The 25,346-nt window shown below is 42.3% G+C and carries 18 protein-coding genes and 2 tRNA genes; 5 read left to right on the top strand and 15 right to left on the bottom strand.

What is annotated here, in order from left to right; translation table 11 throughout:
• Positions 1-73 precede the first annotated feature (73 nt).
• Complete coding sequence (pepN, locus tag NFS34_RS09270) at positions 74-2,767, bottom strand: aminopeptidase N (RefSeq protein WP_251359760.1); 2,694 nt, start codon at positions 2,765-2,767, stop codon at positions 74-76.
• A gap of 125 nt (positions 2,768-2,892) precedes the next feature.
• Between pepN and NFS34_RS09265 the strand changes: the two genes are divergently transcribed.
• On the top strand, positions 2,893-3,258 hold the full coding sequence (locus tag NFS34_RS09265) for a metal-binding protein (protein ID WP_251359759.1): 366 nt from the start codon (positions 2,893-2,895) through the stop codon (positions 3,256-3,258).
• A gap of 44 nt (positions 3,259-3,302) precedes the next feature.
• Here NFS34_RS09265 and NFS34_RS09260 read toward each other — a convergent pair whose 3' ends face one another.
• The 7 genes from NFS34_RS09260 to NFS34_RS09230 form a co-directional block, all read right to left on the bottom strand.
• Positions 3,303-3,668 carry a hypothetical protein gene (locus NFS34_RS09260; protein ID WP_376707980.1) on the bottom strand — a complete coding sequence of 122 codons (366 nt, stop codon included), beginning with the start codon at positions 3,666-3,668 and terminating at the stop codon, positions 3,303-3,305.
• A 5-nt stretch (positions 3,669-3,673) separates the two neighbouring features.
• Positions 3,674-4,714: a 1-acyl-sn-glycerol-3-phosphate acyltransferase gene (locus tag NFS34_RS09255; protein WP_251359757.1), complete on the bottom strand. Its 1,041-nt coding sequence runs from the start codon at positions 4,712-4,714 to the stop codon at positions 3,674-3,676.
• Positions 4,715-4,719: 5 nt separating this feature from the next.
• Positions 4,720-5,289, bottom strand: coding sequence for a nitroreductase (locus tag NFS34_RS09250; RefSeq protein ID WP_251359756.1), 570 nt, complete (start codon positions 5,287-5,289; stop codon positions 4,720-4,722).
• Positions 5,290-5,329: 40 nt separating this feature from the next.
• Positions 5,330-5,788 (bottom strand): nuclear transport factor 2 family protein, encoded by a 459-nt coding sequence (locus tag NFS34_RS09245; RefSeq protein ID WP_251359755.1) that lies wholly within the window; start codon positions 5,786-5,788, stop codon positions 5,330-5,332.
• 191 nt (positions 5,789-5,979) lie between these two features.
• Positions 5,980-6,055 (bottom strand) — tRNA-Glu (locus NFS34_RS09240).
• Between the two features lie 101 nt (positions 6,056-6,156).
• Positions 6,157-6,762, bottom strand: a complete 606-nt coding sequence (locus NFS34_RS09235) for a DUF4136 domain-containing protein (protein WP_251359754.1) — start codon at positions 6,760-6,762, stop codon at positions 6,157-6,159.
• A gap of 238 nt (positions 6,763-7,000) precedes the next feature.
• Positions 7,001-7,076, bottom strand: a tRNA-Ala gene (locus tag NFS34_RS09230).
• Positions 7,077-7,397: 321 nt separating this feature from the next.
• On the opposite strand from NFS34_RS09230, the gene NFS34_RS09225 reads away from it, so the two are divergent.
• The 3 genes from NFS34_RS09225 (at position 7,398) to pyk (ending at position 13,452) form a co-directional block, all read left to right on the top strand.
• Entirely contained in the window at positions 7,398-8,639 is a 1,242-nt protein-coding gene (locus tag NFS34_RS09225) for an efflux RND transporter periplasmic adaptor subunit (RefSeq protein WP_251359753.1), read from the top strand.
• Positions 8,640-8,649: 10 nt separating this feature from the next.
• Positions 8,650-11,835 (top strand): efflux RND transporter permease subunit, encoded by a 3,186-nt coding sequence (locus NFS34_RS09220; protein WP_251359752.1) that lies wholly within the window; start codon positions 8,650-8,652, stop codon positions 11,833-11,835.
• A 171-nt stretch (positions 11,836-12,006) separates the two neighbouring features.
• Positions 12,007-13,452, top strand: a complete 1,446-nt coding sequence (gene pyk, locus NFS34_RS09215) for a pyruvate kinase (RefSeq protein WP_251359751.1) — start codon at positions 12,007-12,009, stop codon at positions 13,450-13,452.
• A gap of 23 nt (positions 13,453-13,475) precedes the next feature.
• Here pyk and NFS34_RS09210 read toward each other — a convergent pair whose 3' ends face one another.
• From NFS34_RS09210 to NFS34_RS09190, 5 genes are all read right to left on the bottom strand, one after another.
• Positions 13,476-14,366: a DMT family transporter gene (locus NFS34_RS09210; protein WP_251359750.1), complete on the bottom strand. Its 891-nt coding sequence runs from the start codon at positions 14,364-14,366 to the stop codon at positions 13,476-13,478.
• Positions 14,367-14,492: 126 nt separating this feature from the next.
• On the bottom strand, positions 14,493-15,569 hold the full coding sequence (locus NFS34_RS09205; protein WP_251359749.1) for a MaoC family dehydratase: 1,077 nt from the start codon (positions 15,567-15,569) through the stop codon (positions 14,493-14,495).
• Between the two features lie 20 nt (positions 15,570-15,589).
• On the bottom strand, positions 15,590-16,477 hold the full coding sequence (locus tag NFS34_RS09200; protein WP_251359748.1) for a CoA ester lyase: 888 nt from the start codon (positions 16,475-16,477) through the stop codon (positions 15,590-15,592).
• A gap of 3 nt (positions 16,478-16,480) precedes the next feature.
• Positions 16,481-18,130, bottom strand: coding sequence for an acyl-CoA synthetase (locus NFS34_RS09195; RefSeq protein WP_251359747.1), 1,650 nt, complete (start codon positions 18,128-18,130; stop codon positions 16,481-16,483).
• Positions 18,131-18,205: 75 nt separating this feature from the next.
• Positions 18,206-19,327: an HpcH/HpaI aldolase/citrate lyase family protein gene (locus tag NFS34_RS09190; protein ID WP_376707979.1), complete on the bottom strand. Its 1,122-nt coding sequence runs from the start codon at positions 19,325-19,327 to the stop codon at positions 18,206-18,208.
• Between the two features lie 171 nt (positions 19,328-19,498).
• On the opposite strand from NFS34_RS09190, the gene NFS34_RS09185 reads away from it, so the two are divergent.
• Entirely contained in the window at positions 19,499-20,503 is a 1,005-nt protein-coding gene (locus tag NFS34_RS09185) for a CoA ester lyase (RefSeq protein WP_251359745.1), read from the top strand.
• Between the two features lie 136 nt (positions 20,504-20,639).
• On the opposite strand, the gene NFS34_RS09180 is transcribed toward NFS34_RS09185, so the two are convergent.
• Together NFS34_RS09180 and NFS34_RS09175 are read right to left on the bottom strand one after the other, a co-directional pair.
• Positions 20,640-22,919: a carbohydrate binding family 9 domain-containing protein gene (locus NFS34_RS09180; protein ID WP_251359744.1), complete on the bottom strand. Its 2,280-nt coding sequence runs from the start codon at positions 22,917-22,919 to the stop codon at positions 20,640-20,642.
• Positions 22,920-23,017: 98 nt separating this feature from the next.
• On the bottom strand, positions 23,018-25,291 hold the full coding sequence (locus NFS34_RS09175; protein WP_251359743.1) for a carbohydrate binding family 9 domain-containing protein: 2,274 nt from the start codon (positions 25,289-25,291) through the stop codon (positions 23,018-23,020).
• Positions 25,292-25,346: the final 55 nt, after the last annotated feature.

The raw sequence follows: 25,346 nt of genomic DNA, 5'->3' as shown, positions 1-25,346 counted from the left end.
TAATACCTAAATTGTGCCTTAAACTTTTTTAATACTTGATGTAAGTCTTATCTAATTCTAAATGCCTGAAATGTTAATTCAGCGCCTTGCTAGCAATTTCGTAAACGTCTCGCGACAGTTCTGGTAGCGCTAGAATTTGCTCCAACTGCTGCTTCATTAGCAATTGACGTTCATCGTCAAACTTTTTCCAACGATTAAAAGCGCCGGTTAGGCGCGCCGCCACTTGCGGATTGACCTCATAGAGCGCTTTAATCTGCTTGGTGAGCATTTTATAGCCAGCACCGTCTTTGCGATGAAATTGTGGCAAATTAGCTCCAGCAAAAGCACCAATCAAAGCCCTAACCTTATTTGGATTAGTCAAACTGAAAGCAGGATGTTGTACCAACTGCTGCACCTGGGCAATTGTATCATCACTCGGCGCGGTTGCTAATACGGATAACCATTTATCTATAACCAAGTCTTCGTCCTTCCACTTTTGATAAAACTGCTCAGCAACTTCCGATTTATTCTCAAAATCAGAGTGCATCAGGGCTTTAAAGGCAGCGATAGCGTCGGTCATATTATTCGCGCCGGCCAATTGTTTAAGAGCTAGCTGGTAAGGTTTTGCTTTATTAAGCACCAGTAAATAGGATAAGCATCGATTAGCAAAAGCCCTTTGCGATACCGCTTTTTGATCGTGCTTAAAGTCACCAATATGGTGATTGGCCTGATAATGCAGCAACCACTCCATTTCCAGTTGCTGAGCAATCTGAATTTTCACGAATTGATGAGCTCTTAGCAAATGATCAAGCTCTAAACGGGCACGAGTTTCAATTAAAGTTTTGATATCTGGAAGCGCCAAGGCCAAAGCTTTGAACTGACCATTGAGTTCAGCATTATCTAAAATATCTTTAATTGCCGAAACTAAATAAGCCGGTAGAGTTAGCGCTTTGCCACCCAAACTATCTTCATATAATGACCAGATAATGTTGGTTAATAAACGCTGGCCAGCATCCCAACGGTTAAAAGCATCGCTATCCTTGGCAAATAAAAAGCACAAATCTTCATCACTATAATCATAGTCTAAACGTACTGGCGCCGAAAAATTACGCAGCAATGACAAGACCGGCTTTTCACCTAGGTTTTTAAACACAAAGGTTTGCTCAGACTCTGTAAGTTGCAAAATATCACCATCAAGCCAACTCGAACCCTTCTCCAACTGCAACGGCATATCCCGCCCCAAATTATCTAAAAGGCCAATTTTGATAGGGATATGAAACGCTTTTTTATCACTGGCTTTTTGTCCAGGAGTGTCCGGACACGACTGTTTAATGGTCAGTGTTAAGGTTTTCTGTTCGGGATGATAAGCGCTAGCAACCTTGACATAAGGAGTGCCTGCTTGCGCATACCAGCGCCGAAACTGAGCAAGCGGATAATCATTGGCATCCTCCATGGCTTTGACAAAATCTTCGCAGGTTACCGCCTGGCCATCATGACGTTGAAAATACAAGTTCATGCCTTTACTAAATCCCTCTTCGCCTAGCAAAGTATGATACATACGAATAATTTCCGCGCCCTTGTTATATACCGTTACGGTATAAAAATTGTTCATTTCGATGTAAGAGTCAGGCCTGATCGGGTGCGCCATAGGACCGGCATCTTCGGCAAACTGATGAGAACGGATAATTTTAACGTCTGAAATGCGCTTCACTGCCGGATCGGTTTGGTCGGCAGTAAATTGTTGATCTCTGAAAACCGTCAAACCTTCCTTTAGACTTAGTTGGAACCAATCGCGACACGTTACTCTGTTGCCAGTCCAATTGTGAAAGTATTCGTGGGCAATAACCGCTTCAACATCTTCAAAATCCTGATCGGTGGCAGTAACTTGCGAGGCTAATACGTATTTAGTATTGAATATATTTAGGCCTTTATTTTCCATCGCACCCATATTAAAGTCGCCAACCGCGACTACCATATAAGTGTCTAAATCATACTCTAGCCCATATACGTCTTGATCCCATTGCATCGACTTTTTTAACGAAGCCATCGCATGCTGGCACTGCCCTAACTTACCCTTATCAACAAAAATCTGCAGAGCGATTTGGCGATTTGAGCAAGTTATAAACTGGTCTTCAAGTAAATCGTAATCACCCGCACACAAGGCAAACAAGTAAGCCGGCTTTTTAAAGGGATCATGCCATACCGCATAATGCCTTCCATCAGCCAAATCACCAGAATCAATTTTATTACCATTGGATAATAAATGCGGATACAGGGCTTTCTTAGCTTCAATACGAACCGTAAAAACCGCCATAATATCAGGGCGATCCAAATAATAGGTGATTTTGCGAAAACCTTCTGCCTCGCACTGAGTACAGTATTTTTCAGAAGATCGATATAAGCCTTCCAGTGAAGTGTTTTGGTCTGGATAAATCTTAACTTGAGTCGTCAGACTAAAGGCTTGAGGACAATTTTTAATAATAAGATGTTTATCGCTTACTTGATAATCGTCACTCTCAAGCTCACCCCCATCAACTGCAACTTTTAGCAACTCGAGCTGCTCTCCATTAAGCTGCAAGTCGCTATTCGAGGATTTTTCTTTGAATTGGTTTTCCGCCCTTTCAAGATTTTCGCGAATAGCTAAAGTAGCACTGACCAAGCTATAACCGTCCAAAAGCTCCACTTTAAGCTCGACACTATCGATGACAAAGTTACTGGCTTGGTAATCTTTGCGGTATTTGATTGGCATCTTTTTTGTTTGGTTATCGATGGCTTCTACTTGATTCATAGGCTTTAGGATACTTTAATATAAGACTCTGGAATTAATGCTAAATCATAACCTAAACCCAGATTATTGCTAGCAATCCGCAACGGGATTGGTTATAAGTGAGCAAATTTTGCAAAACAAATCTCATGTGTAATTGCCAACAACAACCAGAATTTTTGGTTGGAAATGACGAAAATAACCCTTTAAGCCCGTTACAAGAGCTTGAATGGCAACCAGATAAATGGGCTACTTTAAATCAATGTGCCGATTGTGGTCAGTTATGGCATATTGATATTGCTAAAGCCAATGAAGTTGGTTTATGTGTAAAACTCACTAATCGCCAAGCTTGGGATAGCCTTGATATGACGCAAGCCAAGGTGCAGCTGATGGTGAATAACCGTGGCGGCTTAAGTTTCGATATCTGCCGCTGGAAAGATTGCCAAAGCAACTGCGTTAAAGGCTTAGCTTTCTGTCCACATCACGCTTATTTTGAGATGGATATTAAAGCCTAAGTTCTTGGCTTAAATTCTTGGCTTAAGATCTTAACTTTAAGCACTCAAGAGAACCATTGTTCAATCGAGTTAGCGTAATATTTTAAAATCGGCACACTTTTATCGGTGATCTGATATTGATCATTTTTTAGGCTTACTAATTTTCGCCCGGTTAGTAAATCCAGAGCTTTGATTAAGGCTCCTTCGTAAGCAGTTTCACTAAGTTTTACTGGCGCCCCTTTTGCTTTTAACTCAAGCATCAACTCTTTAGCTTCGGCCAATATAGCCGTTTGACTAAGCGGTAAAAACTGATGCCGCTGATAAATAACTGACACTAGAGCAACTGGCAAAATCGGCACCACCTTCGAAATGGAGTCCATCAAATCGTCCGCTAAGCGTTGTACTTGTTCAAAGCGGTTAGCTTTGGGCAGTTTTTTTATGGCTTATCAAGGTTTTTAAAATACTCTTGAGCAGAAATTGGCTCACCAAAGTTTACCCCTGCATAGCCAAATTTACGCCAACGATCTTTGCGTTTCATAAATAAGGTTTTCAGTATAAATCGAGTCGCGGTTTTCAGCACAAACCACTTACTTCGTTTTGGCAACTCTGCATGTAGCGAGCGCTCTAGACTCTTGTCTTCGATTACCCGATCATAGTTTAGCCCTACAGGAATAAAGACTATATCGCGATCCGTAGCTCTGTCATAATCACGTAAAATATAGTCTAAAAAGCCCAGTTTAGGTGTTTTTAGGCAACCGTCTTTAGTTAAACCACCTTCCGGATAGACTGCTTGGCTGACGCCAGCGCGCGAAGAATAATGCACGTACCTTTCCAGTATTTTTCGGTAGAGAGGATTGTTAGAGTTGCGCCGTACAAAAAAGGCGCCCATCGAACGGATCAAAGGCGCCAGTGGCCAAACTCGAGCCCATTCGCCGACGGCATAAGACAGCGCGGTTTGTTTCATTACCAGAAAAGAAACCACCATATAATCCATATTAGAGCGATGATTCATCACAAAAACCACGCTTGATTCTGGATTAATCTTGGCCAGTTTCCCCTTATCGTAAAAACCCACCTTCATTCGATAAATCAAGCGGGTAATACTTTTCGCTAACCAGTGGCCGAACTTAAAATAAATATAAGCATTAAACTTTGGAACTATCTCGCGCGCATAATGATAGGCTTTTTCTTGCGCAACCTCAGCCGGCATATCATTTTCTACGGCATACGCTTTAATCGCAGTTAATACTTGCTCATCAAACACCAAACGATCCACTAAAGTTCGCTTGCGAGTTAACTGGAAAGGACGAATTTCTATCGACAGTTTATCGCTAAATTCCGTTAAAATATTGTTAACTTTGCGCCTTAAAAACCAGCGCATACTCGGCATCAAAATTCTATCAAGCACCATCACCAACGCAAAAGCTACAATAATAATTAATAGCCATAGCGGCAATTCGATGGTGCTAGAAAACATCCCGTTTAACCGTCTATTCCATCAAGCCCATAGCGCACAAAATCACCAATTTCTGGAATAGGCTTGGCTTTTAATTCGACACTGGGCGTGCCAAGATAAATAAAACCAACGATGGTATCTTCCTGAGAAACCTGCAATAAAGCTTTAAGATGGGGATTGAAACATAATGGACCTGAGCGCCAATAGGCACCAAAGCCTAAATCGTATGCACCGAGGATCAAATTTTGTACCCCGGCCCCTGTCGAGAGAATCTCTTCAAGGTGCGGTACTTTTTGATGATGGCGGTGTTTAGCTACCGCCACTATCACCATTGGAGCTCGATGGGGTAATGACAAGATGCGTGCTTTTTTCGCCTCATCCAAATCCGAATTTTCTTTGAGACTGGCTTCAAGGTAAGCCTGCGCTAACTGATTTAAAGCTTGCTCACCTTCAAAAACAATATACTCCCATGGCTTTAGGCTTTTATGATCCGGCGCTCTTAAAGCCGCTTGAAACAATTTCTGCATTTGTGCTTTAGATGGTGCGGGCGCTTGTAAACGACCACAAGAAACTCGCTCGGTAATTTTTTCTAACATGATATGGGTTGGCTCTCTTTTTGGTTTTCTTTATTTTTGGCTATTGAGAAGACAATTCTTGCTTTTCGAAAGCCGGATAATACCAAACCTGGCTGATTTTTGCGTCTTCAATGTAATAGACGGCAACTCCTTTTTGGGTATACTTTTGCTTATCTTTTAACCATGTCGGCGCTTCAAAAACGGTCAGCCAATCGCCCTCTGATTGAATTTTTAACACCTCAACTGCTTGGAGATCGGTGGATGCGAAATAACTCACCAACTCTTTAGTCAACTGCTTCTTACCACTACCGCTATAACTAATTCCATTTAAATCAAGATAGTGCCAACGAATATCGTCACTAACCATAGTAAGCATTTTTTCCGGCTGTTGAGCCGCAAAAGCCTCAATATAGTTACGCACCAACTGTTTGTTACTAAGGCTTGTCTTGTTGTCCGGTTCACTACAACTAGAGATCAATAAACCTATTGATAAAGATAATAAAACAGCTTTAAGTTTCATGGATAAATGACCCTTATCAGCTCGATAATCAGTTATTTGAATAAAAGAATAGCATAGCAAAGTTATGAGAGTAAGGATCTGATCACTTTACCCATGCTTCATTGATATTTTCGTTTTCGTAGGATTGCCCAGCGCTTACTAGAGCGCCAATATAAAAAAAGCCCAACCTTGCGGCTGGGCTTTTTGGTATATGGCATCCCGTAGGGGAGTCGAACCCCTGTTACCGCCGTGAAAGGGCGGTGTCCTAGGCCTCTAGACGAACGGGACACTGTTTAAGTTTGGGGAATTAGGCCTTTCCCTCAAACGCGGGCGCAATATTAATGCCCTCGCCCACTTTTGTCAAAGATAACTATAAAAAATTATTATCTCTACTCAGCAACAGGAGCAGAGCCAAAGGACTTTAAAATACTGACCACCACATTATCAATAGCTGCTTGCTGCTCTTGCTCGCTTTTCTTGGTGATCCGCTGGCTAGCACGACCATGCCATACTGGTCGTTTGGTTTTTACATCGTACACATCAATGGCCAACTCACCTTGGATTATGGTCGAGGTACGAGTTTCAGTCACAGGAGCTGCGTAAGCCGGCCCTGGATAATAAGGATAACCCCATGACCAACTATCGTAATAGCCATAAAATGATGACGGGTAGGAATTCACTCTAATCTTATCGCGAGCTCCCACCGTATAAGCTACCGCGAAGTCCGCCGTAGCCAACTCCTCATTAAAACGGTAGCCTTTGGCAAGCAAACTGTTTTTTATCGCAGTATTAATACGACTTAAGACAAGCGGCGATATGGTGTAATCACCAGCCACTGCCGCTGGTTCACCATGCGCCCAAGCAAAGCTCTTGTAACTAGAAAAATCTTGAGAAGGATCCTGATCGGTATAAATATCAGGAACTGATGCACAACCTATCAATAGGCTTAAACCTATCAATGACACACCGATTAGCTTTGAGTTTATTAATTTCATAGCGCACTCCATATTACCAATAACTTTTCTCTTAACAACTAGATTAACTTAGCCGCTAAAGATACGCCAGTGATCCTTTTTCCGAATATAATTCTTAACAGTTAAATTGGCTTAATTTGGATAACACCGGATCTCATAACGCAATGGTCACGGTTAAGCCTTGAGGAACTTGTAAAGCGCCGTAAGTAACCACAAGTTTAGAGATAGGTTTTAGAAGAAGAAGTACGAGAAAAAGAAATGGTGGAGCTAAGCGGGATCGAACCGCTGACCTCTACACTGCCAGTGTAGCGCTCTCCCAGCTGAGCTATAGCCCCAATCAGACACACGTTAGTGCAAATCAGTGGCGCGCATTTTAGCATGGAGTCTAACTCTGTCAATACGAAATTATCGATTTAGAAGCTAAAAAACGATGAAGATTGGCAGTAAAAAATCAAATATTTACGATTCATTCACATCAACAGAATGATAATTGTACTAGATAAAGATGCAGCGCCTATCTTATTGATAATTAAACAGTTGTAACTTCTGAAACATTTGTTAACGCTTTGTCACCACTAAACATTAGGTGCTAGCAACTATAGTCTTTATAATGTCAGCAGAAATAAATAAAAGGGTTCACACTTTCGAGAAGGGCTATGACTAAGAGAATATTAATCGGTTTATTAATCTTGGGGATTACTGTTGCAGTTATTGCAGTGGGAATTGCCACTAAAAAACAACCACCTCAAAGGGTGCAAGTACCCCCTGCTCCACTTGTTGAAACGGTTTTCGCTAGCGTAGAGTCTCAACAATTCTTAGTCGACAGCCAAGGGCCTGTTACTCCTAAGCTTTCAAGTAATATAGTAGCTGAAGTCAGTGGACGCATCAGCCAGGTGTCTCCCAAGTTTCGAGTTGGCGCATTTGTCAATAAAGGAGATTTGCTGTTAACCATTGATCCGGCCAATTACGTAGCAAACTTACGCTCAGCAGAGGCAGGCCTTGCCCAAGCTAAAGCCAGCTTTCATGATGCCAAAGCAAGAAGCGATCAAGCGCGCAAAGACTGGGCGAAAATCGGCAAAGGTGAGCCGAATGATTTAGTTTTAAAAATCCCCCAACTAGAACAAGCAAAGGCTTCGGTACAATCTGCAGAAGCGACTTTATTAAAGGCGCAAAGGGATCTTGCTCGCACTAAAGTGAAAGCACCTTATGATGCCCTTATTAAGAGTAAACAAGTAGATCTAGGACAATATGTAAACACGGGAAGCTCTGTAGCAAACCTATTCGGTACACAAACCGCAGAAATTCGTCTTCCATTACCCGATCGTGAACTCGCCTTTCTTGAACTACCCAAACAAGGAGATGAAAGCAGTTATCCCAATGTTTTGTTGACCGGTATTTATGCCGGGAGTGAACATCAGTGGTATGGCAAACTAGTCAGAACCGAAGGAGTTGTTGAAGAAAACAATCGACTAACCTATCTGGTTGCTGAAATTACTGATCCCTACAACCTTACGCAACAACGCAATATTGATGTACCACTTCGCTTTGGTACTTTTGTTGATGCTAAAATTGAAGGCATCACTCAGAGCAACTTGATCAAGCTGCCGCGCTTAGCATTCATTAATACAACTCAAATCTTAACTATTTCAGATGAAAGTAAAATTAAACTGACCAAGGTTGATGTAGTTAGGGGCGAAAAAGACTTCATCTACATTAACGGCGGTATCGAAGATGGCACTGAAGTTGTTATAACACCTATTGAAAACCCTATAAACGACATGTTAGTCAAAAAAATTGGCGAAGAAGACACTCCTGAAACTGCTGAAAAAGTAGATTCCGAAGACGCAAGTGATGATAAAAACCCGTCGTCGGCAAAGAACATAGCCGTTAGTCAATAGGAGCTAACTAATGGTCAAAGAATACGATACAAACTCCGGCATCATCGCTTGGTTTACGCGCAATACGGTAGCTGCAAATTTATTGATGATAGCTATATTCATTGCTGGCTTTATCGGCATTAGCAAACTGCGTCAACAGGTGTTTCCAGACCTTATTACTAATTCTATTTCAGTACGAGTATCTTACCCCAGCGCAGCACCGCAAGAAGTCGAAGAAGGGATTGTCGTAAAGATAGAAGAGAATATTAAGGAAATTGATGGGATTGAAAAAATAACCTCTTATGCCCGCGAAGGCTCCGCGAACATTACTATCGAAATTAAGCAAGGTTACGAAGTTTCTGAGGTCATGGATGAAGTTAAGGTTCAAGTAGATACCGTTGTTCCGCAACTTCCAGACTCCGCTGAACGACCGGTTATTTATGAGCGGAAATTTCAACGTGATGTGATGTGGGTCAGCGTTTATGGTGACGCAGATGAAAGGACCTTAAAGGAACTGGCTAACGAAATCAAAGATGAGTTGGTCGCAAAAGATGCTATCAGCACCGTAGAAGTCAATGGCGTTCGACCCTACGAAATAGGCATTCAAGTTACCGATCACAAGTTGCGCGAATATGGCCTCACCATTGAAGAGGTATCTCAAGCCATACGCAAATCATCTTTAGATTTGCCAAGCGGTACGATCAAAACCACAGGCGGAGATATTTTAGTTCGAACCAAAGAACAAGCCTACAACGGATATGATTTTGCGCAAATACCTTTATTAACTCGTACTGATGGAACCAGACTATTTTTATCGGATATTGCCACTATTGATGATGGCTTTGCTGAATATCAGTTCATTTCGCGCTTTGATGGCAAAAATGCCGTCAATCTTCGAGTTAAATCCAGCTTAGAGTCCGATGATCTAGCGTCATCTGCGGCGGTCTATAAATATCTTGATGAAAAGCGCCCAAACCTGCCCTCTTCTATCCAAGTGGATGCTTGGGGAGATGGAACCTATTATTTGAAAGGCCGTTTGGAGTTAATGCAGAATAATATGCTGGCTGGATTAGCTTTGGTATTTATTGTATTGGCATTGTTTTTAAGGTTTAAGCTGGCTTTCTGGGTTGCTATCGGCATCCCAATTTGTTTCGCCGGCGCCTTTGCCTTAATGCTTATTTATCCTGGCTTCGCCATGACCATCAATATGATCACCCTGTTTGCTTTTATCCTAGTCTTAGGGATCGTAGTTGACGATGCGATTATTATTGCCGAGAGTTCTTGGGCTAGCATTGAGGAAAAAGGACATACTGTCGATAGTGTCATCGAAGGCGCTAGAAGAGTTGCATTACCCGCTACTTTTGGCGTCCTAACCACCATAGCAGCATTTTATCCCATGCTTAACGTTTCTGGCGCTTTTAGTAACGCCATGGCGTCAATTGGCTTAATCGTGATGTTCTGCTTAATCTTCTCGTTAATTGAGTCCAAGCTTATCTTGCCTGCTCACTTGGCTCATATGAAATTAAACAAACCGGAAGATACTAAAAACCCTAGTCTTCGAAAAGCCAAACTCTTTTTTGCCGGCATTCGTCGCAAAGTTGCAGCTTTTCTTGATAGGTTTGTTAAAAATGTATATGCACCCAAACTCAAGAGTTTAATTGGTGTTCGTGGTTTAGTTATTTTAAGTTTCATTTGTCTATTTTTAATTTCTACTGCTGGTTTTATTGGTGCTGGCTGGGTAAAAGCTGAACTTTTCCCTAACATTCCAAACGATGGCACCTTTGTTGAAATTAAAATGGCCGAAGGTTCAACTGCCGAAAAAACCATAGAGGCAGTAGAGTTTGTGGAAAGTAAGCTGATTGAGTTAGACAAAGAAGTTACCGAAGAGTACGGTAAACCGATCAAGGCTCACTCTATCTCTTGGACCAATAATAATACTGCGGCCTACATGTGGGTTGAGTTTCATAAATCTGAAAACCTGCCTATCAATCAGTTTAAAATTAACGATTTATGGCGCGACAAAATTGGTCAAGTCCCTGGAGTTAAAGAAGTCAGCTTTGGCGGTGGCGGTGGCCCCGGTGGTGGCGGCGTTGGTTACCGCTTGATCGGTGATAATATGGAAGAACTGCGCCTAGTTTCCGAGGAAATTAAGACCAAGCTATCCACCTATGAAGGCGTCTACGACATTAGCGATAGTCTTTCGGGTGGTAAAGAAGAAATTATCATTAAGTTAAAACCTGCTGCTACAAACTTAGGCTTAACGGTATCTGATTTATCCCGTCAAGTTAGGAATGCTTTTTATGGCGCCGAAGCGCAGCGTTTCCAGCGTGATAATGAAGAAATCAAAGTATTTGTTCGTTACCCTCTTTCCGAGCGTCGTTCTTTAGGTAATTTGGAAAATATGCCTGTAAGAACGCAAAACGGTGACTATGTAACCTTCAACGATGTAGCCACTTTTACTATCGCAGAAGGTTTCTCTGGTATTTCACGAATCGATGGTGTTAGAGCGAACCGCTTATCTGCGGATGTGAGTCCTGAGGCGCCAATATCCTCTAATGATATTGACGCAGCGATTAAAAAAGATTTTTTGCCTAACCTATTGGCCAAATATCCAAGCGTCAAACTGGTACCAGGCGGTCCTAGCAAAAATCAACAAACCTTAGTTGGTGAGTTAGTTGGTGGCTTCTTAATAGGTATGGCCTTGATCTTTATCTTATTAGCAATTCCTTTGAAGTCTTATGTAAAGCCTCTAGTGGTTATGTCTGCAATCCCCTTTGGTATGATTGGTGCCATGGTAGGACATTTACTGATGGGGATTTCTCTAAGCATGTTCTCTTTCTTTGGCATCATAGCCCTTTCAGGAGTGGTAGTGAACGACAGCCTATTAATGGTTGATTTTATCAATCGAGGTAGAGCTGAAGGAATGAGCCGTACAGAAGCTGCAATCAATGCTGGAACTCGTCGTTTTAGAGCTATTATTTTAACCTCTTTAACTACCTTCTTTGGTTTATTGCCAATTACTTTAGAAACTAGTTTACAAGCACAACTGGTGATACCAATGGCTGTCTCGCTAGGTTTTGGTATTGTCTTTGCAACGCTGATTACTCTAGTTTGGATCCCTTGTCTTTATGTGATGATGGGTAATGCTAAAGATTGGTTCTTAAAGCGTGATCCCAAAAGCTTAGCCAAACAGCAAGCTGCTTTGGAAAGCTCTTAAATTTTTAGTGATAGTTATAAGAAAGGAGTCGCAAGGCTCCTTTTCTTTACTAAGCGTCAATACAAAACCATCGCCAAACTTGGTCATACCAGACTCGGTTTCATAAAATTGTAGTTGTAATCTTATGCAATCGTTTTAGACTATATCCATATACCTTTTAAAAATTCCACTATGCTAAAACGTACTAAAATTGTAGCTACTTTAGGCCCTGCCACTGACTCTCGCGAATCCATCCAATCATTAATTGACGCTGGCGCCAATGTTTTTCGATTAAACTTTTCCCATGGCGAAGCAGAAGATCATATTCGTCGGGCTGAGCGTATTCGTGATATCGCTCGTGAGCTTAATACTTACATTGCGATTCTAGGTGACTTACAAGGACCAAAAATTCGTGTGGCTCGTTTTCAAGAGGGAAAAATTTATTTAGATGCCGATCAAGAGTTCACTATTGATACCGCTCTTAATCGAGAGTCAGGCGATAAACAGCAAGTAGGCACCAGCTACACCAGCTTGCCACAAGAGGTCAAAGCTGGCGATCAATTGATGCTAGATGACGGACGGATCCAGCTGCAAATTAGTCAAGTAACAGATACCAAAGTCATCACTAAGGTGTTGGTTGGTGGCGAACTCAGTAACAATAAAGGGATTAACCTTCGCGGCGGCGGCCTTTCTGCGCCAGCCTTAACCGGTAAAGATAAAGAGGATATTAAAACTGCTGCCAAAATTGGCATTGATTATCTAGCAGTATCCTTCCCCCGCAGTGCTGACGATATCAATCAAGCTCGTGAATTGCTGCAACAAGCTGGCGGTAATTGTGCTTTAGTAGCAAAAATTGAGCGCGCTGAAACGGTTAATGATCATGATATTTTAGATTCGATTATTTTAGCATCTGATGCGGTTATGGTGGCTCGAGGTGATCTAGGTGTTGAAATTGGTGATGCTCAATTGATTGGGGTGCAAAAACATATTATCAACCGAACTCGTGAACTTAATCGTGTGGTTATTACCGCAACCCAAATGATGGAATCCATGATCCATAACCCCATTCCAACCCGTGCGGAAATTTTTGATGTAGCTAATGCTATTTTAGATGGCACTGATGCAGTGATGCTCAGTGCGGAAACAGCCACAGGCGACAATCCAGCAAAAACAGTGCAAGCCATGGCAAATGTTTGTGTTGGCGCCGAAGGACAAAGTCTCGCTAAAACTTCAAACCACCGCATTGATATTAATTTTGAAGTGATAGATGAGGCCATTGCCATGGCCACCATGTACACTGCGAACCATTTAAACAGGGTTAAAGCGATCATTTCACTTACCGAATCGGGCTCAACCGCGCTTTGGTTGTCGCGTATTCGCTCAGGTATGCCGATTTATGCTTTGAGCCGCAGCATTGAAACTCTGAGAAAAGTTGCCCTTTATCGCGGCGTCGAAGCGATCCATTTTGACCCGACTGCCCTCGCTCGTCATGATGTCAATCGACTGGCGGTTGAAGAATTACGAACTCGCGGCCACGTGCAAGATGGAGATTTAGTCATCATCACCAAAGGTGATTCTATGGGCAAACTTGGCGGCACAAATGCCATGAAAATTGTTACGGTTGGTGAAGTTAATTAATATACATCATCACCACGATTGACTTAAAATCCTAGAAAAACCATCACTCCAGCGAATGCTAAAGTCACGCCAAAAAACTTTCGTTTATCAAAAGCTTCTTTTAAGAATAGCCATGCTAATAACACTATAAAAATATTTGAGGTTTCGTTTAAGACTGAGGCAATAGAGGCGTCAGTGTATTTAAAACCACCAAGCCAAAATAGCATGGCAAAATAAGTTGCAAAGACACTAGCGGTAACTAATATTGGCCAATTATGCTGCTGCTCAACAACTTCTTTACGTATCGCGGATAGTTTTCCTTTTAATATCAAGAAAATTAAAGCCCCAACAACTCCCGCAATTAAACGAAATGCTACTATCCAGAAAAAGCCATTGCTATCATTATCAAAAATAGGCTTTACTGCGACCACTCCAAGGGCGGTTAAAAACACCGCAGCGCAAGCAAAAGCACTACCCCTGTATAGCTCTTGTTTGTCGATATATTGATAGTGCTTTTGATAAATCACCAATAAAATACCAACTAACACCAGCACCAAACCCAACCATTGCCATGATTGCAGACGCTCACCGAGTAATATGATGGAAAGTATGATGACAAAAGGGCTATACAAACTAGCTACTATCGCCGTTCGACCAGCACCGAGACGTCTTAATGCCTGAAAATACCAGCTATCGGCAATAGCAATGCCAAAATAGCCACTGGCAATCACGATGAGCCAATCCGTCACGCTCAAGTTGGGGATCTTTAGGCCTTCAAAGACCATGGCCGTGGGCACGATCAGCAACAGGCCTATGCAATTTTTCAATAGGTTTAAGCTATTGGCTGTTAGCGTTTCGCCCGAGTGTTTAAATAAAACAATGCCAATCGCCCAGCATACGGCGCAGGCTAGAGCTAAAATCTCACCTAATCCCATCTAGATTGGTTTACTCTATAAATTCAGAAAGGATACGCTACCACAAACTAGCGCACGAACGAAAGACTAATGATTAAGTTAAGAATCTTTAGAGTGAGCTTGCAGCAACCTGGATCTGCTCGACTATTAAGCAGGGATCAGGACAGAATAATTAAGATCCAAAACCAACTGCGGATGAAATGATTTTTTACCATCCAATTCCATTTCAAATTGCGACTGCATTGCTTGCCACTGAATATTTTTAAAGCCTAAAGTTCTCAGTTGTAAAACACCAACACCGCTACCCAGATTCTGCTTTTCCAGCACCTGACTGGCAGCATAAATAGTATCGCCCGCATAAGTTGGGTTAAGGTGTGAGCCGGCATTAATCGCAGAAAGCCATTGGGCATTGGCTAGACCATTGTGCGATACGGTGCGGCATAAAGAAATCACATGACCACCATAAACTAAGCGTTGGCCATGCCGACTATTGCTCATTTGATGTTGATTAAAATGAACCTTAGCATTGTTTTGATAAAGATTAGTGGCCATTGTATGTTGGGTATCATCAATACTGATCCCGTCAATATGATCAATCCATTCGCCCAACTGATAATCATTTAAGACGTATTTTTCGCCACTAACTTGCGGGTCGTAATTTTGTGACGAATAACCCAGCGGAACCGACAAAGAGTCTAGCGCTATCTTCGGATCTAACTGCGGTTTAACCTCAAAGCTATTGAGCATTTGCTGCTCTCGCTTATGCACCATCACCCAGCGCTTCCAACTTAACACCGTATGGCCATTTTGGTTTAAAGCTTTGGATTGCACATAAACAATGCCCGTTTTACCGTTGCTATTTTCCTTAAGTCCAATCACTTCCGACATCACGCTTAAGGTATCACCAGCAAAAGTTGGTATGTAAAACTGCAATTCGGCATAGCCTAAATTAGCTACCGCATTAAGTGAAATATCATTAACGGTTTTACCAAAAGCGATATGAAATACTAAAAAATTATCAATCGGGCTTGCTTTAAAGCCTAATCGTTTGGCAAATTCTTGATTGCAATAGAGGCTAAAACGGCTACCGGTTAAAGCTAGATATAAAGCTGCATCGGATTCGGTAATGGTTCTTGGAGTTGCATGATAAATTTGCTCCCCCAAGGAAAAATCTTCAAAAAATCGTCCTGCCGATGCTTTATTATTCGAAGCTTTATTGTTCATAGTGCTATCAATGCTTTAGTTTAAGAACCTATCAGTTCGTTTTGGCCTAAGTCTTTGACTCGATTATATAGACTAATCACTCTTTCTGCCCACTCTTTTAACGAAGGCTCAATCAGCCGGTCATCAAGCACAGCCACATTTCGGCCAGCTTTATTAGCTTCTTCAATCGCTTCGATAATCGATTGCGCTCTTTGGATATCATTTAATTTAGGAGTAAAGGCATCGTTGGTATAGTCAAGCTGCACCGGGTGCACCACCGCCTTACCATCAAAGCCTAAGTCGCGCGCCTGACGACAAGAAAATTCACACGCTTCAACATTTTTTAGATCAAAATGAGGACCATCGATAACACATTTTTTATAAGCTCTGGCGGCTAACATAACTAAAGATAAGCTAGTCAAGAGCCCTGCTCTATCATAGGTTGGAGTAATTTTAAGTTCGTTGGATAAATCGGTAGTACCCATCACCACCGCCTGCAAACGTTCGGTCGCAGCACAAATTCCCTGCGCATTTAAAACTCCAAGCGGGCTTTCGATATTCACCATAATCGGCAATTGATCGCCGCGCGCTTGATCAATAATCGCAATCGACTCTAGCAGTTGCTGCGCAGACTCCACTCTTGGTAATAAAATGGCATCAAACTCTAAATTGGCAATCGCTGCCAGATCTTCTTTGCCCCACTGACTCTCTAGCGAATTGATTCGAATCACTTTTTCAGAATGACCAAAATCGCTCGATTGCAAAAACTCTTGTACTAACAAATCTCTAGCAGTTTGCTTGAACTCAGGAGGAACCGATTCCTGCATATCAAATATGATGGTATCCGCATCGAGCTTACGCGCCTTGTGTAAAAACTTAGCGACGTGATTAGGCACATACAAAACGGTACGGCGTGGACGGTAACTCATGATTTATTCCTGCTGCTCTGATAATTGTTGAATTAATTGTTTGCGCAAAACTTTACCGTTCTTGGTTCGCGGAAAATCCTGCATTAAATAGGCTTTTTTCGGTGCCTTATATTTAGCCAAATGATGCTGACCAAAGGTTAATATTTCTTCTTCATTAGTCTCTGCGTCGTCAGTGGGGATCACGCAAACCACCACTAAAGTCTTGCCGCCGGCTATATCTTCACCCAAAGCCACACAATCTGCTACTGCGGGGTGAGTTTTAATCACCCTTTCGATTTCGTGAGGCGAAATTCGATAGCCAAAACTATTGATAATGTCATCTTTACGGCCCAGAAACCAAATGTAACCTTCGCTATCCTGCTTGGCATAATCACCAGTAAAAAACCAACCTTGTCGCTTGGCTTTGGCAGTTTCTTCGGGTAATTGCCAATACTCCAAAAACAAACCAGGATCATCTTGCCCGATACAAATCATGCCTTCATCCATTGCTTGCACCACTTCTAAATTCTCATCCAACAATTGCACCAAATGACCGGGCTGGACAAAACCTGCCGCGCCCGGTTTCACTTTGGCTGACTTATGCTGCGAAATATAATAAGACACTTCCGACATACCAATGGCTTCATAAATAGGTTTGCCAAAACGCTGCTCCCATGCTTGCTGCATCTCATCAGATAAATGTTCACCCGCGCTCATACAATGTTTTAGCGATGGTAAATCTTGCTGCTTGAAATTGGCTTTCTGAATAATTTGCCGATATATGGTTGGCACCCCAATAAAAATAGAGCATTGATGCTTTTGGATTAAATGTGGCCAGGTATTGGCGTCGTTTTTTCCTTCATAAGCAATTACCGTATGCCCATGCAACAGCGGATCCATCAGCGCTGAGCCTAGCACATAGGTCCAGTTGAATTTTCCCGAATGCATAATCCGCTCGACCGTATCGTCATTAAGATCGAACCAATAACGACTAGCAGGCAAGCGGCCTAGCAATGCCCTATGAGCATGCAAGACACCTTTAGGATAGCCAGTAGTTCCAGAGGTATAGACCAGATAAGCAGCATCATCGGCTTTACTTTGGTGACTATCAAAAGATTTTGGCTTGCTTGTTATGCCTTGTGTGAAATCTAAAACTTGCAGTTTATTTGAATCATCTGTCTCTGCTTCTACTTCAGAATCACCGGTTAAAATTACTGTTTCAACGGAAGTTTCGAGGATTGCTTTGGATAATTCCGGCCACATACTCTTGGCCGTCACTAACACCTTAGCAGCCGAGTCTTTTGCCAAATAAGCAACTTCAGATGCAGCCAACAGAGTCGAGGTAGGCACCGCAATAGCACCGTATTTGATGCTACCAAAAAATGCCACAGGATATTCGAGTTGATTCGGCAAACGAATCAATACTCGCTCACCCTGTTCGAGACCTAAAGCAGCTAAGCAATGAGCAAATTGGGAACTTTGCTCGGATAATTGTTGATAGCTAATAGCCGATTCACCAAGAATATCATCTTCAATAATAAGCGCTTTTTGGTCGGCTCTTGGCGTGCCTAAATGTTGATCCACGCATGCTTCAGCAATATTAAAAAACTCTGGAATTTGCCACTGCCAGCCAGATCCGTGCTGGCGTAAAATTGTATCAAAAGAATATTTCATTCAACAATCCGCTTTATTTATAGGCATTGATTTTCTGCTTAAGATTTTTCATTAAAGCTCTCACTAGGACTCTCATTAGATCATGCCATAAGGCCAGTTTTCGCGGATCACATGCACTGGCAGACGCTTTATCACGTCCATCGCAAACTCTTTGTCTTTGTCTTGAAGCGAATGTAAAGCATAAGCTCGCAGTAGCGTCTGCAAGGCTTTACCGAACATCGGCGGATCGAGCATTTCGCCTTCAAATTTAATAGCGCCACCCAATAGCGCATCAGCATCAATCGCCGCTTGCAAAATATTGACGTTGCGCTCAATTTGTAAAGGTGATGGGGTAAAGGCCATTTTGCATAAATGAATATGAAACGGATGAATCACCTGCTTGCCCGTTAAACCCATTTGCGCCTCAACTAATGCATGTTGGTGAACCACATGCGACTCATGCTCACCATGCAAATCTAACCAGCGACGCACTTCGTGTGGCTCAATACAGTTTTCAGGCATCGGCGTTTTGTTGATCAGAACCTCTACCCCACCGATCACCCCTTTTCCGGCAATTCGCGCTTCCATCAATAGCATTCTCAAGTAAGTTTTTAGCTCATCAATCCAACCTTCAGGAGTTAAATGAATGGCCATTGCTTTAGAAAAATCATGAATCCCAAAAACTACATGACGCACAGTCGAATACTGCATTAGTTCAGGAGCCAGCTTTAAAGAGCGCGGATGTTCAATAATCGGCTGAATTTCAATGGTTGGATCGACTCCTACCAGCCAAGCAGATAAATCACGAATTTCAGCCGCGCCATAAACCTCGCCCGCTTTTGCCAAAATAATCGCATCAATAAAGGGATGCATATCGCGAATAAGCTTTAAGTCTTCCTCGTATTCATCGGTTCGGAAAGGGTTAATCCGTAGCGCAATTTGAAATTTACGATCTTCAAACAAGGGTAATTCTTGGCGTAACAGCTCACGACTTAAAATTTTCTGACGACAACCATCTTCTAAATCAAACAATAAGGTGTGTGCTTTGGTGTTATGAGCATATTTGCGCATTCGTGCAGAAGCTTGTTCCATGCTTTCATAAACCCCTTCCGCGGGAGAATATTTAACCGGAGGATAATAAAGTTGGATCCCCGGCCAATAGCCACCGAGTACCACCTGTTCATCGACCTTTTCCAAAAAAGAATGTTCTTGCATCATCTTGACTAATCCGACCAGTTGAGTAATATAAATATGCCTTATACGAACAAACATTTCAAATGTTTGTTTAATTTTTTAAAGAATTTATTTAGCCAGCTTCCAAAGGGTGAAAATCTGATCTAGAATTTATTCTAAATAGCTGAGCTAACCATTTGTTTTAAGGGGATTTTTGTGAGCGAAAACAACCAATTAGAAAGAGTCCATCCAGATACTGCTTTATTCGATGCGGAAAAGCCATTTCCCATTACCCCCTCTTGCGAACACTTTGCTGGAAGCGAGAAACTGATCCGTAAAGCGCTCGAGATGCAGGACAGCATTGGTCCAGTTTTCGACATTACTTGCGACTGCGAAGATGGTGCTCAAGCTGGTAAAGAAAAAGAGCACGCGCAAATGGTGGCTGAAGTATTAGCAAGTGATGCTAATAAGCATATGATGGCTGGCGTTCGCATTCACGATTACAGCCACCCCCACTGGAAAGCTGATTTGGATATTTTAGTGCCAGCAATAGGCGATAAAGTAGCTTATTTTACGCTGCCCAAATGTACCAAAGCCAAGCAAATTAAAAAGATGGTACGTTACGTTAAAAAGCTTGCTAAAGCGCACAATATCAAGCGGGAAATACCCATTCATGTGCTGATCGAAACCCACGGAGCCTTAAAAGAAGTCTGGAAAATTGCCAAAATCGACTGGGTTCAAGTATTAGACTTCGGCATGATGGATTTCGTTTCTGGTCATAATGGTGCTATTCCTGCTCAATGCATGCGCAGCCCCGGCCAATTCGATCACCCTTTGCTTGCAAGAGCTAAAACTGAAATGGTGGCAGCAGCTTTGGCCAACGGTGTTATTCCTTCGCATAATGTAACTTTGGATCTGAAAAATCCTGAACAAACTCAGTCGGATGCAAAATGTGCTCGCAGCGAATTTGGTTTCTTGCGCATGTGGTCAATTTATCCCACTCAGATCCAAGCGATTGTTGATGCCATGAAACCGGATTATTCAGAAGTTGAAGACGGGATCAATATTTTAATGGCGGCGCAAGATAACCATTGGGGGCCAATCCAGTACGAAGGCGAACTGCACGATAGAGCTACTTATCGCTACTATTGGCAGCTTTTGCAAAGAGCCCATTTATCCGGTTTAGAGCTGCCAGAGCAAGCCAAGCAGCGCTTCTTTTAAGCTCTAAAATTATTCATTTTAGAATATAAAATTAAAAAAGCCCTTAATATAAGGGCTTTCATGTTTCTGTTTAATAGAAAGTCCTCTTTAGGCGGACCTCTTAAGGTTTAACTACTTTTTGTTCAAGGATTAAGTTTTATAGCTGAAAAGCGTAGCTAAACTTAGCGAACAAGGTTCGTTGGTTTTCTGTAAGCGAAGAAATTTGATCATTTTCAATGCCATTATCAGAGTATCCGAGGTACAAAACGCTTTTCGCATCCAATTTATAAGCGTACAACAATTGTCGAACCAAGTTTTTATTGATCGAAGACACATTCAAGCCCTGTAACACGTTAGGATCTTGGCTAAAGTCAGAGTTTGTATAACGCAGTAAAAAACGTAAAAAACTCTTCTCGTTAAATTGATAAACCAATTTAGCATTGGCAACTTCAGCATCAAAGAAATTCCCCTGGGCAACGTCAAAACTTTGCTTTTCGTATTCCAGATATAAGTTAAAGTGCTTGGTTGCCTGCCAATCCACATAAGCGCCGTAACCATCCACTTCACCGGCACGACTGCTCGCGCTCAGAAAATCGATATCATCAGTAAAACTGGCCACTATGCCGGTTCGTAAATTCGCCAGCGGCTTATAAGAGGCGCTGATGCTGTAGTAATCTTGATCAAACCAGCGATCATCAAAATACAAGTTTCGAGTACCAGCCCGTAGGTCAATCTGCGATTGTGCTCGCCCGAGCAGGCTTAAGGCTAGATCGGTTTCGGTTTCAAGGCGCTGTCCGGTGTATTCAACGGTGGTATCCCAATCGCCGCTAAACTGGATTCGAGAGAAGAAATCATCTTTCTCACCGTACCAGCGACGCCCTGCACCAATAATGGTTTTACGATAACCGGAGCGGGTTAAAAAGCCCAGATCCGCGCGAAACTCTTTATCAAAATCATTGTGCGAAACAAACCAACTCCAATCGCGATCGTTGTGACTGTAATTTAAGCGATAGGCGCTGCCCGACTCGCTTGCATCACGATCAAAATCAGTTTGCAAATTTTCAGGATTATCGGTCTCGGTATGAATCAACTGGTAACGAAATACATCCGTATCGGTAAGCTGATGTTTGCCATCAAAGCTAATTAAATCGTTAGAGTAATCTCCAGCATCACGATGGGTCATGGTCACGCCAAGCAAAGAAGACTCGGATAAATCATAAGCATATCGAACCGCAGCTGAGTTGCTTTCATCCTCTAAAGCCACCAAGCGCGAACTTTGGCTATAGGGAAGGATAATATTGGTGTTGTTATCGCGCGTAACCAGAACCCCTAGCGAGCCATGCTCATCCTTAGCCGTGTATTTCACCCCAGCATCCGGATCAGCAATATTGCGACTATAAAAGATCGTCAGCATAGTGTTGAAGTAATCCGCACCTTCCAAGAAAAAAGGTCGCTTTTCCTCAAAAAACAGCGCAAAACGAGTGTTCACGTCCAGCTGCGCAGAGTCAGACTCTACTTGCGAAAAGTCTGGATTGACGGTGGCGTTTAGAATCGAATTGTCACTAATGGCCCAACGTAGATCGAGTCCCGCTTCGGTATCCACCCCATCATCTTGCCAATCCTGATTCTGTTGCAAATCACGTTGCTCGGTTTTATTGGCCACCACATAAGGTATCAGCTCCAAATTTTGACCGCTGCTAATCTCGCTAAAACCTGCAACTTTTTGATACTGGCAAATGGTACAATTGATATTTCTATCCACCGGCGCCGCCGCAAAACGATACTCGTATTCCTTAGGCATCAAGCGCACAAAATCTATCGCCCAACGCTTTTGTTGCTCTGTCTTAGCAAACCTTAAAATTTTAAAAGGTATTTTAATTTCGACACTGTAGCCTTGTTCAGTGACTTGTCCTGCCGAATACCAAATGGCATTCCAAGAATAATCTTCACGATCAAGCACGTCATCAGAAATCGAGTCTTCTTGGATCCCCAGAGGATTAACAAAAAAGTTATAGGTTCTTCGTTGATCATTAAAGGTATCAATTTTTATCCCAACTAGATCTTCATCCGCAATATCATCACGATCACGAAACGAAGCTCGCAGACTTTCTTTGTTTGGATCTTCGGCTTTAAAGCCTATATACAAGAAATCGCCATCTTCAAAGACATAAGCTTGAGTGCTCACCTTAGCTGGAATATTTTCGCCAGGATCGGTCTCATAGGCCAGATCAACGCGTTTAGCTTGTTGCCATACGGCTTCCGACAAACGACCATCGAGTTCAAGATTGGTTTTTATTTTTGGAATATCTTGGGGGATTTCAATATTTTGGTTAGTAGTTTTCCCATCCATTTGCGCCGCAGCGACTTTCCCTAAATCACAGGCAGCCGTTGCTAGGAATAAAAACCCTATTCCTATCAAATTATTTTTATAATGCATCTTTTCTCCTTCAGCTAGACCGTTTATAGCAAAAAGAGTCAATAAAATAAAGACTTAGTTGGTGCTAAGCCTTGTTTAAACGGGATTATGAATAACGGTTAAAGTTGGAATGCGTAGCTAAATTTACTGAAAACCGAACGGCTAGTTTTCTCAAAATCGTCTACCGAATCATCTTCAAAGCCACCATCGGAATAGCCGAGAAAAAATACGGTTCTTGGATTCACTTTATAGGCATAAAGTAGCTGCCTAGCCATACTCTTCCTATTGGAGTCTTTAGGTTCTTCATATAAAGAGGGGTTAAAATCAATGTCGCGGTAGCGTACGGTCAGTCGAATATACTGCTTTTTATCGAACTGGTAAGTAGAGTTTAGGTTTAGAATATTGGCGTCGAACAAACTTCCCTCATCAATATCCAATTGGGATTTCCTTAAATTAGTGGACAAATACCAATGACGTGTCGCCTGCCAGTTAAACCAAAGACCATAGTTTTTACGAGTAGCAGCGCGAGTTTCTTCAAAATCTAAAGCATCGCCGCCATTATAATAACTACCAATTTGCAAACTGGTTATGGGGCGAAAGTTGCCTTCAATCCAATAGAAATCTTGATCAAACCAACAGCCAGCGACGCAAATCCTAGGCATATCGACCGCTAAAGGAATGCGCTCATCTTGGCGCCAAACGTCGCGAACGCCAGCGCCAAAACCAAACCATGATTGATAAGGACCATTCACATTAAGCCAAAACTCAGCTTCTTCTTCTAATTTTTGTCCAGTAAAGTCTTCGGTTCGATCCACATCCCCGCCTAAAGCGATCCGATCAAAAGTATCGCCCTCTTCTCCCTGCCAAGTGTAGCCAAGGCCAACCAGATCGCGGCTAAAACCCACCTGATTGATAAAACCTAGATCTGCGCGAAAACCTTCTTCAAAATCTACTCGTGAAGCGCGCCAGTTCCAATTACGGCCATTATGATTATAGGCCAGTGCATAACCGCTGCCAGAATTGTAGTCTTGGTAGTCGGTTTCATTACGCAAACTTTCAGGATCTTCCGAGTCAGAATAGACCGCTTGATAACGCAAAACATCTTCATCAGTAAAATAATATTTACCATCAAGACTGACCATAGTATTTTCATAGTCATCGCCAGAGCGATAAGTCAGCATAGCGCCAATTTGTGATTTATCGCCCATGTCGTAACTGTAACGAGCAGCAAAAGCATCCGACTCTAGATCATCAAAAGTCGCTAAACCTGAAGACTGAGCCGCGGGTTGTAAAAAACTAGTGCTATTGTCGCGTGCAGCTAAAACTCCATACGAGTGCTTACCGCTTTTGCCCGTATATTTGAGCCCAAAGTCAGGATCAGCAATATTTCGAGTATGCAGCAAATTTAGAAAACTGGTATTAAAGTAATCCGCACCTTCCAGAAAGAACGGACGTTTTTCCTCGAAAAATAATGCAAAAGTTCTATTCACATCCAATTGCACCGCATCCGATTCCACTTGTGAAAAATCGGGGTTAATGGTTGCATTCAATACTGAGTTGTCGGTTACTCCCCAGCGCACATCCAAACCACCATCAAAATCAAAATCACCATTTTGCCATTCGCTTTGGCTAGGCGGGTTCCGATCATCAATGCGCTGCGCTGAAATATAAGGCGTGACCTCTAAATTCTGGCCACTTTCGATAGATTCAAAACCGCTAATTTTACTAATTTGGCATACTGAGCAACTTTGATCACGAGCGACTTGATTGAATGCTAAGCGATACTGGTAATCGCGCGGGTAAAACCGCACAAAGTCGATACCCCAAGTTTTCTCACCGCTGGTGTTGGGAAAGCGTAAAACTTTAAAAGGAATTTCGATTTCAACTTGATAGCCTGTGTCGGTAATTTTGCCTTCGCTATACCAGATAGCGTCCCAAGAACTGTCTAGATTACCAGTAACATCGTCCTCTATAGAATCCATCTGAATCCCAAGAGGATTAACGAAGAAAATATAGGCTTTTCGCTCATCATTAAAAGTATCGACTTTAAAGCCAGCTGAGTCATCAGCCCAAATGGTGTCACGATCTTTTAATGACGCTAGGATTTGACTGGGATCTGGATCATCGGCAACTAGTGCTATTAAAAGAGATGTACCGTTTTCGGCTATATAGGCAGTGGTTTTGACTTTAGCCTCGACATTTTCACCAGGGCGAGTTTCGACACCTAAATTAACTTGAGTCGCTTGCTGCCAAAAGGCTTCATTTAGCTCACCATCGACTTCAATTTGAGCATCTACTTTTGGTATCTTCAACGGATCCTGTTTAGCAGTTGCGGTCGAAAGTGCCAATAATCCTAAAGAACTTACTATAGTGATTAAAGCTATCTTGCCCATTGGTGACTAACCCATAATCTTATAAGTGTTTTGGATAAGATGTGATTATAAGGAA

This window comes from Kangiella sp. TOML190, assembly GCF_023706045.1.
In the GTDB taxonomy this organism is placed as follows: Bacteria; Pseudomonadota; Gammaproteobacteria; order Enterobacterales; family Kangiellaceae; genus Kangiella.
Note: the sequence above shows the minus strand (reverse complement) of the source record. Positions and strands in the feature narration are given on the sequence as shown.